This window comes from Zoogloea sp. (assembly GCF_023150065.1).
In the GTDB taxonomy this organism is placed as follows: Bacteria; Pseudomonadota; Gammaproteobacteria; order Burkholderiales; family Rhodocyclaceae; genus Zoogloea.
In genome coordinates, this window is the sequence record NZ_JAKLLN010000013.1 from 75,053 (window position 1) to 87,262 (window position 12,210).

Sequence of the window (12,210 nt, forward strand, 5' to 3'; positions counted from 1 at the left end):
GCGGTCGAAGGCGACCGCCATCTCACCGAACCAAGGAGCAAAACACCATGTCGATTGCAGTTCTCGAAATCAGGCGATCCTTCCGCTACAACGGCATCATGCTGCCGGACGTGCCGGGGTTCGAACCCCGCGAAGTGCGCGACCTCTACAGCGCGCAGTACCCCGAACTCGTGAGCGCCGAGGTCGAGCCCGGCGAGGTGCGCGACGGCGTGCAGGAGTTCAATTTCCGCAAGGCGGTCGGCACCAAGGGCGCAGGCGTTGCGCCTGCCGGGGTGCAGGCCGAAGGCGGCGAGGCCGGCCCGCGCCTTGCAGCCCTGTTGGCGACGATTCAGGCCGACGAGGCAGGGGCGAGCGGCGCGCAGTCCAAGTTGTCCGCCGCGCTGTCGCGCCGTAGCGTGCTGGCCCGTTCGACGGCGATGAGCCGGTTCGCCCAGGCCACCCTGGCGAAGCCGCACCTCGATGCGCGCCCGCACCGCTCGGCGGCGACAAGCGACATGCTGGCGCCGGTGGCATGACGCCGAACCTGAACATCGGCATGGACAGGCCAGTCTTCGCCGCGATGCCCATCCTGGCGCTGCCTCAACTGAGTGGGAAGGTGCCGCTGTCGGTGGCCTCGCGTTCGCAGGCCAAGGCGAACGCGGGGCTGTGCCGTTGCCTGATCGATGCGGGCATCGTGCATGAGGATGCGCTGCCCGCGAACGAACCCGATCCGCTCAAAGCCTGCCAGCAGGCTATCGACGCCTGGATCAAGCGCCTGATCGGGCCGCTGCACTGCCTGCAACCCCGTGTGGCGATCAACGTGCTCGACGAGCACCAGCACCACCCGGCCAGCCGAGAAGGCAAGCAGAGCGCCTACGCCTACCTCGACCTGTACTGGTGCGAGTACCACGAGAGCGAATGGCCGGTGGGCCGGCAACTGGAAGCGCTGAATACGGCGATGCCGGGCCTCGGGGCCACGGTGTTGCAGGTGCTGCGCGAGCAGAGCCGCTACGTCTATCCCGTCTTCACCCCCGACATTGCCGACGACGTGTCGTCCTATCTGTACTGGCAGGGCGAGTCGGACGAAGAGGCCGCGCTCGACATGATGTGCGAGGACGACAACGAAGCCGACCGGGAGGCCATGCGCGACGAAATGGTCACCCGCGCAATGCTCGACGCCGCCTATCCCGAGTGGGCGCGGCGCTGGCTGGTGCGACCGGAGAAGGGGAGGCGTCGGCGCAAGGGCGAGGCGGCCCTGCGACTCTGCGATCTGCGGCGTGCAGCCAAGACCCTGACCGACCCTGCGATGCGCGCCATCGTCGCCGACGCACTGGCGCTGTCCAAGCTGGCGCTGGACGACAGCTTCCGGCCCGACATCGACGGCGAGTACATCGGCTTCGGGGCCGTGCTGTCCTGGGACGAGGCCGACATCACGACGCGCATCTACGACGACCTGCTCAACCTCGCGCACCAGTCCGAGTTCTGCGACCGCATGGGCGAGGCAGTGATCTCGCTCGACGACCCCGGCGCGCTCGGTGCTTGCTTTGCCCGCCTGGGCCTGCGCTTTGAGGCCATCGCGCTGATCGACCGCTTGATTCACGCCCTGAGCGACTGAGACTGTTCTCAGGAGGTCATTCCAAGATGAACGAAGCCGAGTTTTCCATCCACACCCCGACCGAGAACGTGCTGACGCTCGATCAGGCGGTGCTGCTCTACCACGGCCGCAACGGCGGCGCGCTGGCCACCGTCCACGAGGTGATGACCGTGGACGGTGCGCCGGTGATCGGCGCGGGCCGCGCCATGACCGCGCAGGCGGCACGCGAACTGGCCGCAGCCTTGCTCCAGCGGGTGGCCCACAGCGGCTTCCTGCCCGAGACGGTGCTCTACGTGCATGGCGACCTGATCCTGTGGTGGGTACCGCCTGCACGCCGCCACATTGCCTTCCGGGTGGATGGCGACCATGCCGAAGCCTTCGGCGGTGGCGAGCGCGGGGAGACGGTGCCGCTGCCGGGGCTGGTCTTCGCGGCATCGAGCCGGACGTGGGGCGTTTGGGCCGTCAAGGGAAGCCGCCGCCCGACGCCGCAGACCCCGCTGTACCAAGCCCCATTCTTCAACGTCAATGGGCAGGGCGGTATCTGCCAAGGCAATGTGCCGAAGCCCGAAGGCACCACGGTGGAGAAGATCGAAGCCTGGAACGATGCCTTCTTCCGCTCCTACTTCACCCACCCGAACGTGACCGGCAAGCTGCTGCGCTACCGGGGCGGCGCCTATGCCTTCTGGCGCGACATGCTCGACCGGCGTTTCGCCCGCTTCCCGGAGCGCGTGCTGGTCGATGTCAAGACGACGCTGGGCGGGCTGCTCGGAGAAAAAGACCGCAAGGGGGCCGCATGATGGACGTGCGCGATCAAGCCTTGCTGGCCTCCTGCCCGGTGGTGGCCGCACCGCGTTTCAGCCCGCTGCCGGACATGGCCAACGGCCAGCGCATCATCGTGGCGAGCAACGGCTGGTTCGTCCAGACCCGGCTGGACTGGCTCGACTGCATCACCGCACTGAGCCTGGATACCCCGGCGATGCGCCTGCCCTACGGTGAAGTCCGGGAGCACCTGCGTTTCAGCTTCGGCCAATTGCCGATCCCGCTGATCGAGGCGTTTGTCGCTCATGGCCGCAAGCACCTGCCCGATGAAGCCGCTGGTGTGCTGATCTACTCGCGCGGCACCGGGCGGCTGCGACTGGCGTTCTGCGAGGCAGTGCGGGCCTCACCCGTTCGCATCGACTACCGAAGGCCACCGATGGCCGACGACGAAACCGTGGCCGTGGACCTGCACACGCACGGACGGGCTCCGGCGTTCTGGTCAGCCGACGACGACCGGGACGACCAGGGCATCAAGGTGGCGGGGGTGTTCGGTCTGCTGGATCAGCCCAAGCCGATGGCGCGGTTCCGGCTGGTGATCAACGGCCTGTACCAGGACTTGCCGCGCCACCCGTGGCCGGGGCCTGATGCGTTTGCGGACAGGGTGGACGGCGAGGAATCCGCCCCTTGGCCGAACCGCTGGATGCGCAGCGTCATCCGCCGCTGGACAGGCGCTTGAAAGCGGCCCCCGGCGCGGGACACTGAGTGCAACACGTCATGGAGGCTGTGCATGGAACATCGAATTGATCCCCGACTGTTGGAGCGCCGGGTGCGTTGCCATCTGGTCGGGGTGGGGGGCAATGGCGCGCAGATGGCGACATGCCTTGCCCGGCTGGACATTGCGATGCGCGCCCTCGGCCACCCGTACGGGCTGCATGTGCAGGCCTTCGACGCCGACCGGGTGAGCGAGGCGAATGTCGGGCGGCAGTTGTACAGCGCCGCCGACCTCGGCCGATACAAGGCGCTGGTGACGGTGCATCGGCTCAACCAGTTCTACGGCCTCGACTGGGACGCCTACCCGATGCGCTACGAGGACTACGTGGAGGGGCACCGGATTTCAGGTGGCGCTGACATCCTGATCAGTTGCGTGGATAGCCGCGTGGCACGCCGCAACCTGCATCAGTTCCTGTTCCGCGATCACGTTCCGTGTCGCTACTGGCTCGACCTGGGCAACACGGAAACCACTGCCCAAGTGGTGCTGGGCCAGCCGGACAACCACGCTGTGCTGCGCAACGCGGGCGATGCCCCGAGACTGCCGTGCGTCACCGAGCTTTTCCCGGAACTGCTCGACGAGACGGTCGTGGAGGACAACCAGCCATCTTGCTCCGTTCGCATGTCGCTGGCCTCGCAGGGGCTGTTCGTCAATGACGTGGCCGTGCGCTTCGGTGCGCTGCTGCTCTACGAACTTTTCTCCCGTGGCGGACTGGGCCAGCACGGCGTGGTCATCAACCTCGACAGCAAGCGAACCGGCCCCATCGAGGTCGATCCTCGAACCTGGGCGCGCTTCGGATTCCGGCATTCTCAAGACGATGCCCACGCAGAGCCTGCAGCCGAGGAGGCCATGGTATGAAGGATTGGAACGTGTGGGTCAGCCGTGAAGGGTGCGGTGTGGTGATCGGCACGGTGTCCGAGGAAAACGAGTCGCTGGCCCGATGCGCGGCGCTTTCTCGCTACGCGGTTGCCGAAGAAGAACTCGCTTCGGGGGCGGTGCCATCCATGAGATGCGCCATCCTGCCCGACGAGGATTTCGGGGTGTCTCCGGCGTAGTCCGGGGCGCATCGGGGCAAGGGCTGATCCTCCGATAGACTTGGGACAACCCCGGACGCGGCTTTGCCGACCCGGCGTCAGACGGACAAGCTGCAACGAAAGCGCTCATGGCACGCAAACGCACCCTGCAAGAGATCGACCGGGAAATCGCCAAGCTGAATCAGGAGGCGGATGCCATCCGCGCATCCGAGAAAGCAGAAGTGGCGGCCAAGATGAAGGACGCCATTGCCTACTATGGCTTCACGGCCGCCGACCTCGGTCTGGCTCGCGGCGGCAAGAAGGAGGCGAAGGCCAGCACCAAGGCCAAGCCGAAAGCGGGCAGGGGTGCTGGCAGCGCCCCGGCACGCATCAAGTACAAGGATGATGCGGGCAACGCATGGTCGGGGTTTGGCCGCAAGCCCAAATGGTTCGTCGAGGCGCTGGCCAGCGGCAAGACGGCCGAGCAACTGCTCGCCTAGCCCCAGATGGATGGCAGCCCTGGCCGTGGCTGCGATTCATGACGTTTCATTCATCGCACCTTCGAGCGTATGCTGGCGCAAACCCGCCTCATTTCCGCTCGAAGAATCACACGCATGGATCATCTGAATGACTGGCCCAAGACGGCCATCTGGCCGTCTCCGACGGGCGCGGGAGCGCCTGAACTTCAATGGGTGACCCGATGAGCGAGGATCATCCCATCATCAAGCAGTTCGAGGCGCAGGCCGAAGTGCTGGACATCACCGGCAGTGCCGAAGCCATTGACGAGGCCATCGTTCAACTGGCCACCTGGATGGACGGCCTCGAACTCTCCGATGACGACGCGGCCTTGCTGTGCCGCATCGGGTCCATCCTTTACCGGGAAGGACTGCGCCGGCGCATGGACAAGGCCGGGTGATCCTTGCGGAATGTGGGAACGGGGCCGCAATGCCCCCGTTCTCTTTGGCGCAGCGCGCACCCCTACGGTTCAGCGCTCCTCGGGCATCTCTTCATCGCCCGGCGTACTCGGCTTCGCGTCTGGCGGCTGGGCCTTCTGCGCCGCTTGCCGCGCCAGCAGTCCCCCTAAGTAAGCTCCCGAGGCGCGGGGGCGATTGTGGCCAGCCAAGCGGGCAGCCGAAAGCCTGGCTTGCGCATCCACATCCGGGGGCACGTCCGTTCTGCCGCGCACCGGGGGTGCAACCCCGGCCTTCGCGCTGTAGTGGTCGATCAATGCTTCATGCCGCAGACCGTGCGACGTGGCGCCCAGCCCTTCCTTGGTGAGCTGAAAGCGTCCCATCACGTAGTCGAAGCGCCGCAGGTTGCGATCCAGGCTGCGGCGGGGATCGCCCATGTGTGCGTCGTCATCCGTGGCCAGCGCCTGGGCGAAACGCAGCGCCGCCATGCGCTGCGCTGAATCCAGCGGGACGAAGCGCAGCCGCCCCCCTTTCGCGCCTTCCTTGATCCGCACGTAGCTGTCGGCCTGTCGTTCTTCGGACGGCAGCCCCGTGGCCTCGAACGGCACCACGCAGCGATGCGGTCGGAACATGACCGATTCCTTCCTCCGCAGGCCAAAGGCGCGCATCAGCTTGAGCGACGCTCCGATGTAGCGGTCGTAGAGGCACACCTCTTCGATCACCGCGTCGATGTCGATGCCGGCCGCCGTCCAGCTCTTGTCGCGCTCGGCGTTTTCGTGGCGCTGGTATTCGGCGGGCGTCAGGCCGTAGTGATCCGGCTTGCGGATGAAGCCCGGCTTGCCCAACCACATCGCCAGTCCCCGCAGGAAACTCAGGTAGGTCTGGATCGTGGCCGGCGCCAGCCGCTCTTTCTGCCAGACGGCGACCATGGCCCGGATGTGGCGATCCCCCAGGTTGCGCGGGTCGGGCACCATCTTGAAACCGGCCTTCTGGTGCAGGTCGCGGAAGAAGCGCCGCAGGAAGTCGGCGCGCTCCTGCCGGGTCTTGTGCGAGACGGTCTTCTCCCGTGCGGTGTGCTGGGCGTTGTACAGGGTGATCAGCAGGTCAAGCACACGCATGGGATCGGCGTGGCCGGGCCGCAGCCGTTCAAGGGCTTGCTCCGGCGACAGGGTGGCGCGCTCCTGGTCGCGGCGCGGCTGGTGATGGTGGGCGTCACGCCACGCGCCCAGGGAACCCTGGACACGGCGGGGGGCGTGTTGTGTGTTGAATCTGGACATGGCAAATCTCCGACAGCAGTGCCGTGAGCCGTCCCGGCGGCGCACAGCGGGAATGGGGTGGAATCCATCGGTTCATCGCCTCGCGGATTCCGATGCGCGGGCGATGCGTGGTCAGGTGTTTCAGCAAGGCGTGCGACCACGAGCGCGCCATGCCTACCCAGGGGTTTGCCGGTGAGGCGCGGGATGCGCGTCAGCCGACTCGGTCGTTCTTAAAAATGAACACGGTGATCCGTCTCGCTTTCGCATTTCTGCGTTCGTCGAGAGTTGGGATGCCGTCCCGCCTCATGGGCCGGGAACAACATCGGCGCCAAGGTCTGGCCTTGCGCGCCATGGGGGATCAATCCTCTGAATGCGTAGCGTCATCCCCCTGCATGGGTCCGCCCCTTGACCGAAAGTCCAGGGCAGTGCGAGGTTCACGAGCGAGGGGCACATGGGGAGCCCAACAAGGGGCCAACACAGCCATGTGCTGCGCGAAGTGCGCGTGCTCGAAGGGATGACGGGAACAGCGGCGCGGCATCAGGTGCCGGCCGGGGAACTGCTCGAACGCAGGACTCGTTCTCGGGGAACGTCTGGCAGATGACTGCCAGCAATGCACTGCGCTGCTCTACGGGGGAAACACTTCGGGCATGGGCTCAAGGGGCCATGCCGAGCCCGATTCATGGATCGGGACTTGAAGAGGCGGGTAACGACCGCAACGCCTTTCGCTCCGCGATGGAGCAGGCCAGGAGGCCTCGGGAGACTGTAGTTCACACCCAGGCCGCGATCGGGTCAATGACGAGCAGGGCCGCGCCACCCACTTGACGCCAGAACGGCGGCGTTTGCGGGTGGCCCTTGAAATTGCAACGCGAGGGGCGCTTATTTTTGGAAAGCCCTCCGGAATGGCCCGCCGCCTGGGGTTGACATTGCTCTTGCCTGCCTCTGGTTTTGATCGTGAGGGTTTCGATGCCCATTGACCCCTGGGAGCGCCCTCGGCGCTGAAAGCGTGGTCTTGACGACGTCCGATCCAGTGAGACCGTAGTCCGACACGGAAGACGCGGGGCGGCGTGGTCGGAGGTACTCGACCTGCACACGGCCTCGGCTCGTATCGGCTGGGAACACAGTCCGAGCTGATTGCGAGAACGAGGCTTTCCCCAGCGATTTCCGTGTGGAACGGTCGCATCGACAAACCGATGCTGACCCCTCTCGAACCCATACAGGAGTCATTCATGGACTTTGTCGTCAGAGCCGTCGACGTCGGCTTCGGAAACACCAAGTACGTCATCAGCGCGTCCGGCAGCGAAATTCGCTGCGCCAGCTTCCCGTCAGTCGCCTATCCAAGCATGCGGGAACCGTCCGCCCAGCCCGGCTACGAGCGACGCAAGACGGTGGCCATCCCGATCAACGGTCTCTTCTACGAGGTCGGTCCAGAGGTCGAGCTGGCGGCGGATACCTTCCGCGCGACCCAGATGCACGACCGCTACACCGAGACGCCCGAGTACATGGCGCTGCTGCGCGGCGCGCTGGCCCTGATGAAGCAGCCGTCGATCGACCTGCTGGTCGTGGGGCTGCCCGTGGCGGCACTCACTACGAAGAAGACCGCACTCGAGAAGGCCGTGACCGGAACCCACGACATCGGAAACGGCAAGACCGTGGTGGTTCGCAAGGCCTTGGCCATCGCCCAGCCCCAAGGCGCCCTGGTGGACTTCGCCGTCCAACATGGCAAGGGCGCCACCATCGAGCGGGAGCAGAGCCTGATCCTCGATCCGGGCTCCCGGACCTTCGATTGGCTGGTGGCCAGGGGCATGCGCCTGGTGCAGGCCAAGAGCCATTCGGTGAACCGGGGCGTCTTCGACATCCTGCAGGCTATTGCGGCCGAGATCGGGCACGACATCGGGACGCCGTACAACGACATCGAGGCCATCGACCTGGCACTGCGCACGGGCAAGAACCCGGTGATCTACCAGAAGCCCTACGACATCTCCCGAGCCATGCCCATGGCGCATTCGATCGCCCAGCAGGCCGTGGCGTCGATGATGCGCTGGATCGACGCGAGCTACAGCTTCCAGAACATCATCCTGGTGGGTGGGGGCGCATACCTGTTCAAGAAGGCGGTGAAGGAGGCTTTCCCCAAGCACAAGATCCTGGAGGTCAAGGATCCCTTGCATGCCAACGTCCGCGGTTTCCAGATCGCCGGCATGAACCACGCGCCCAAGCTCCTGGGAGCACCGGTGGTCGCGGTGCAGGGAGGTGCGTGATGAACGACACCGTGTCCCCGAAGCTGGAAACGATCCGGATGCTATTCGAGCTGGATCGGGAGGATGACCCGCGGCTCTACGACGACCTGATCCGCTTCAAGAAGGGTACCAAGCGCATCAACCGCTTGCGTCTCCTGGCGCACGAGGCCGTGCTTGGGCAGTTCAGCCAAGCCGCAAATGGGGCGGGCGGCCCGGCGGTGCCCGTGCCGCCCGCTGCGGGGGTTGCAGTCAGTGGCGTGTCCGCAGCGGCTTTCGAGATGCCTGCGGCCGCTGACGTCTTTGCCGCGCCCCTCGAGAACTAGCCTTGCCTGGAGAACGTCCATGAATGAATCGAACTTCATGTTCATCCACGGCTGGGTGGACGATGTCACCCGGGAAGCCGATCAGGATGCGTATCGCCTTCGAGTGAGGTTGGCCAACGGGCAGGTCGCGGACTTCCTGCTCAGGAAAATGGAGCGCCCCGTGAGACTGGGCGACGAAGTCAGCATCGTCGTTGAGCGCGATCGGCCCGGGCGGGTGCTGGTCCTCATGGATCACGCCACGGGTGAAGCAACGAACCAGCTGCGCGAGGATGACGCTTGCCGGCCAACCGATTCGGATGCCGTCATCGTTGCGGCGACGGCCGGCGGCTTTGCCGTCACGCTGGGCTGGGCGGCGGTGCCCGCCACCTTGTCGTTTGCCGTGCTGTTCTGGCTGGTCGTGCGCTGGTGGCCTCATGTGCGCCGGCGCCGGACAGCCGCGCTGGTCGACTACCTGGTGGATCGAGAGTACTGCCGCTGGCGATCCGGTCTCGACCGCGGAAGGGCGGCGCGATGAATCGGGGCCAGACCTCTCGAGCTCGGGGTGGACGCGCAGGGGTCAGCGCTTCCGAACTTGCGCAGATGGGCGTTTGCGAGCGGCTCGTATTGTTCGAGCACCGGTATGGTCCGCAACGCTCGGCACAGCAACTTGTCGCCATGAAACGGGGTGACCGCGAGCATCGTCGGTTCTTTCTGGAGGGACAGATCGAGCGCCGGGGACGCTGCTTCATCGCCACCCTGGTCTATGGGGCGGGGGAGGAGGTCACGACGCTTCGCTCGTTCCGGGACCGGGTGATGCGTCCCACGCGGCTCGGTCGCGCGCTCATCCTTGCCTACTACCGAACTGCCCCGGGCGTCTGCCGCTTTCTGGAATGCCATCCTCTTCTGGTGCGGGCTATGCGGGGGCTGCTCAGGCCGGTGGTCTGGATTGCCGCGAAGACCCTGGCCGATCGGGGAGGGAAGGGCGATGTTTGAGCGCGGTCTCGTGGCCTTGGCCCTGTCGGCATTCGTTGTCTGGCTGCTGCTGGGGTGGCGCCGACGGCGGAGCGACTGGCTACCCAGGGAGCTGCGGCGGGCCGAACTGGCCTACGCCGAGAAGCTGTTTCGTGGCGACGGCCCGACTGTTCTGACGGCCAAGGTCGATCGCGCTTACCGACTTGAGAGCGGGGTTCTCGTGCTGGTGGAGCTGAAAACCCGTGGGGTCAACCGTCCCTACCGCTCGGACGTGATTGAGCTGTCCGCTCAGCGGGTGGCCATCATGAAGCAGACTGGCGAAGCCGTGGCCAGGCATGGCTATGTGGTTGTGCAGACCGGAGAAGGTCGCCGCACCGCGCACAAGGTGACCCTGCTGGATGGCGCGGAGGTCGAGGCCTTGGTTGATCGTCGGAAGGCGATCCTGGAAGGAAGTGTTCAACCTCTGCGCACTTGCGCACCAAATCTGTGCCGCAAGTGTGTTTTTGCGAAGAAATGCACGGATAGCTGACCAAAAGCCAGTGAACTCATAAACACCGGATGGCCTGAGCCGTCTTAGTGGGCAGAGGAGAACGTCTTCTCAACGATGACGACAACAGGATGGACACAGACATGCTTGAAATCACTCGCAAGTCTTGCGATCCGGATTTCGATGACGCGTGGCGTCTCTTTACGGCGATGCATGACAACCCGTCAAGCGCGACGGCCAGGGATCTCATCAAGTGGCTCGAGCAGTGCCCGCAGCATGTTCGGGCCTTTGATGACGTGTTGACGCTGTGGGCGCTGGCAGGAGGCGGCCTGGTCAGGCGCACCAATCCTGCCGTTTTGGAGGCACCGGTCGCGGTTCAATGAAAGGCTACCCGTGCGCAGCCGTTGCCATCAGGCGGCCCGGCGCAGGGGTACGACGGTCCAGGGAAGTCCCTGTTCGCAAGCCAGGAGGAAGGCCGCCCACAACTCGAGTGCAGCCTGACGCTCCGGGAGGTAGTCGTACTGGTCGTAAATCTCTTCCATGCCTTTCAGCACATGGTTCAGAGATCTTTCGGACACCTCGTTGGAGACGCCCATGGCCTTCATGTGTGACTTCACCGTACTCCGGGTGTCATGCGGGGTGAATCTCCGGATGTCCAGGCCACCTCTTTCAAACCTGCGGGTCAGCGCTGCCCAAAGTGTGCTGTTGCCGACGTGGGTGTCCCCACCGAGTCTGGCGCGTCTGTGACCACGACGAGCGGGAAGAACCCAACGCGAGTCCCCGGCACACTTCTTCAGCTCCCGGAACCATGAAACGACTGTCGGGCACAGCGGTACTACGTAGCCGCGTCGCGTCTTCACCGTTTCTTCGGTGACGATCCAGGTGCCCTTGTCCAAATCCACGTTGGCCCACTGCGCCTTCACAAGCTCGATCGTCCGCACGCAGGTTGCGAGCAGGATTCTGAAGGCGAGGGCGTTTTCGATGCCGATGGAGTTGATGTCTGGCAGCAGCGTCCGCAACTCGTCTTGAGACAGCATCAACCTGCGGCGTACGGGAGGACGTTGGCCAATGACCGAGATCAGATCAATTCCAACGGTTGGATTGACATGGATGAGCCGTTTCCCGAGGGCATGGGCGAACAGCCGGTTGCAGGTCGAACGAAGCCGCTTGCACATCGTCCAAGTCCGCCCTGAATCGGCGATCATGCCGACGATGTCTGCGGATGTCACGCTCGTGACCAGCATGGCACCGAGCTTGGGAATGATCACCTGGTCGAGGTCTGCGTTGCGGGCTTCCTGAGTGCTTTCCGCAAGTGCCACAACAATCTTCTCGCGATAGTCCTCGGCGAGCTCTCGAACACTCCAGGTGGTTCGGACGCGAATCTTCTCCTGCTTTTTTGTGATCGCGGGGTCGCCACCCTTGTCGATCTCAACGCGCTTTTCGCGTGCAAGTTGGCGTGCGGCAGGGAGGCTGATGTCGGGGTAGTTGCCCAGCGTCAGTTCTCTGGAGCGCCCTCCGAACTGGTAGCGGAGAACCCAGGTGGCCGTACCGGCCGCAGACAGGGTGAAGGTAAGCCCGTCGCCGTCGGTTCTGGCGATGGGTTCGCGTGCACGCACCCAGTGCTGGAGCTGCACCGGCGTCAGTAGATTCTTGCCTCTTTTTGCCACCTTGATGTCCTCCGGGCGCTCTCGGGGGACGATAGGCCGAGGGCATGTCTTCAACAGCTCTTTTGCTTCGAGCAGAGGCGCAACATCAACTTCTTAGCTACGTCCCTGGCTACAAATTCTAGCTACGAAGCCAGCTACAAAGCAAGCCCGACATGTCCTGAAACGGTGGGGTATGAGATGGCTAAAAACTGTTGTTTGACAATAGTTTATATAGGTTCCGATTGGGACGTCTTGACACGTTTTGATGTTGCATTAGGCATTGCAGGT

17 protein-coding genes are annotated in these 12,210 nt (G+C 64.7%); 14 read left to right on the plus strand and 3 right to left on the minus strand.

The features are described 5' to 3' along the window. The first annotated feature begins 47 nt into the window (after window positions 1-47). The 8 genes from L6Q67_RS14990 to L6Q67_RS15025 all read left to right on the plus strand — a co-directional run bounded on the left by L6Q67_RS14990 (window position 48) and on the right by L6Q67_RS15025 (window position 5,030). Complete coding sequence (locus L6Q67_RS14990) at window positions 48-515, plus strand: PRTRC system protein C (protein WP_166300546.1); 468 nt, start codon at window positions 48-50, stop codon at window positions 513-515. Continuing rightward, the gene (locus tag L6Q67_RS14995) at window positions 512-1,594 is read left to right on the plus strand and encodes a PRTRC system protein F (protein WP_296570928.1); all 1,083 of its coding nucleotides are present in this window, start codon (window positions 512-514) and stop codon (window positions 1,592-1,594) included. Before L6Q67_RS14990 ends, L6Q67_RS14995 begins: the two co-directional genes overlap by 4 nt. Before the next feature lie 26 nt (window positions 1,595-1,620). Next, complete coding sequence (locus L6Q67_RS15000; protein ID WP_166300548.1) at window positions 1,621-2,370, plus strand: PRTRC system protein B; 750 nt, start codon at window positions 1,621-1,623, stop codon at window positions 2,368-2,370. Then, complete coding sequence (locus tag L6Q67_RS15005; RefSeq protein WP_296570932.1) at window positions 2,367-3,068, plus strand: PRTRC system protein A; 702 nt, start codon at window positions 2,367-2,369, stop codon at window positions 3,066-3,068. The genes L6Q67_RS15000 and L6Q67_RS15005 overlap by 4 nt, the downstream gene beginning before the upstream one ends. Before the next feature lie 51 nt (window positions 3,069-3,119). Beyond that, the gene (locus L6Q67_RS15010; RefSeq protein WP_166300550.1) at window positions 3,120-3,959 is read left to right on the plus strand and encodes a PRTRC system ThiF family protein; all 840 of its coding nucleotides are present in this window, start codon (window positions 3,120-3,122) and stop codon (window positions 3,957-3,959) included. Next, on the plus strand, window positions 3,956-4,156 hold the full coding sequence (locus tag L6Q67_RS15015; RefSeq protein ID WP_166300553.1) for a hypothetical protein: 201 nt from the start codon (window positions 3,956-3,958) through the stop codon (window positions 4,154-4,156). The genes L6Q67_RS15010 and L6Q67_RS15015 overlap by 4 nt, the downstream gene beginning before the upstream one ends. A gap of 107 nt (window positions 4,157-4,263) precedes the next feature. Continuing rightward, on the plus strand, window positions 4,264-4,614 hold the full coding sequence (locus L6Q67_RS15020; RefSeq protein ID WP_166300555.1) for an H-NS histone family protein: 351 nt from the start codon (window positions 4,264-4,266) through the stop codon (window positions 4,612-4,614). 200 nt (window positions 4,615-4,814) lie between these two features. Beyond that, window positions 4,815-5,030: a hypothetical protein gene (locus L6Q67_RS15025; RefSeq protein WP_166300557.1), complete on the plus strand. Its 216-nt coding sequence runs from the start codon at window positions 4,815-4,817 to the stop codon at window positions 5,028-5,030. Window positions 5,031-5,099: 69 nt separating this feature from the next. Here the strand turns inward: L6Q67_RS15025 and L6Q67_RS15030 are convergent, their stop codons facing one another. Continuing rightward, window positions 5,100-6,302, minus strand: a complete 1,203-nt coding sequence (locus tag L6Q67_RS15030; RefSeq protein ID WP_166300559.1) for an integrase domain-containing protein — start codon at window positions 6,300-6,302, stop codon at window positions 5,100-5,102. A gap of 746 nt (window positions 6,303-7,048) precedes the next feature. After that, on the minus strand, window positions 7,049-7,252 hold the full coding sequence (locus tag L6Q67_RS15035) for a hypothetical protein (protein ID WP_166300562.1): 204 nt from the start codon (window positions 7,250-7,252) through the stop codon (window positions 7,049-7,051). A 255-nt stretch (window positions 7,253-7,507) separates the two neighbouring features. Here L6Q67_RS15035 and L6Q67_RS15040 point away from each other — a divergent pair, with 255 nt between their 5' ends. The 6 genes from L6Q67_RS15040 (at window position 7,508) to L6Q67_RS15065 (ending at window position 10,659) form a co-directional block, all read left to right on the plus strand. Beyond that, window positions 7,508-8,536 (plus strand): PRTRC system protein D, encoded by a 1,029-nt coding sequence (locus L6Q67_RS15040; protein WP_166311838.1) that lies wholly within the window; start codon window positions 7,508-7,510, stop codon window positions 8,534-8,536. Further along, window positions 8,536-8,838, plus strand: a complete 303-nt coding sequence (locus tag L6Q67_RS15045) for a hypothetical protein (RefSeq protein WP_166300564.1) — start codon at window positions 8,536-8,538, stop codon at window positions 8,836-8,838. Before L6Q67_RS15040 ends, L6Q67_RS15045 begins: the two co-directional genes overlap by 1 nt. A 19-nt stretch (window positions 8,839-8,857) precedes the next feature. Continuing rightward, window positions 8,858-9,352 (plus strand): hypothetical protein, encoded by a 495-nt coding sequence (locus tag L6Q67_RS15050; RefSeq protein ID WP_166300567.1) that lies wholly within the window; start codon window positions 8,858-8,860, stop codon window positions 9,350-9,352. A gap of 140 nt (window positions 9,353-9,492) precedes the next feature. Next, window positions 9,493-9,810, plus strand: a complete 318-nt coding sequence (locus L6Q67_RS15055) for a CFI-box-CTERM domain-containing protein (RefSeq protein WP_166300569.1) — start codon at window positions 9,493-9,495, stop codon at window positions 9,808-9,810. Then, window positions 9,803-10,318, plus strand: coding sequence for a hypothetical protein (locus tag L6Q67_RS15060; RefSeq protein WP_166300571.1), 516 nt, complete (start codon window positions 9,803-9,805; stop codon window positions 10,316-10,318). The genes L6Q67_RS15055 and L6Q67_RS15060 overlap by 8 nt, the downstream gene beginning before the upstream one ends. A gap of 101 nt (window positions 10,319-10,419) precedes the next feature. Next, the gene (locus L6Q67_RS15065; protein WP_166300573.1) at window positions 10,420-10,659 is read left to right on the plus strand and encodes a hypothetical protein; all 240 of its coding nucleotides are present in this window, start codon (window positions 10,420-10,422) and stop codon (window positions 10,657-10,659) included. Between the two features lie 27 nt (window positions 10,660-10,686). Here L6Q67_RS15065 and L6Q67_RS15070 read toward each other — a convergent pair whose 3' ends face one another. After that, window positions 10,687-11,943: a site-specific integrase gene (locus L6Q67_RS15070; protein ID WP_240939350.1), complete on the minus strand. Its 1,257-nt coding sequence runs from the start codon at window positions 11,941-11,943 to the stop codon at window positions 10,687-10,689. Between the last annotated feature and the right edge of the window lie 267 nt (window positions 11,944-12,210).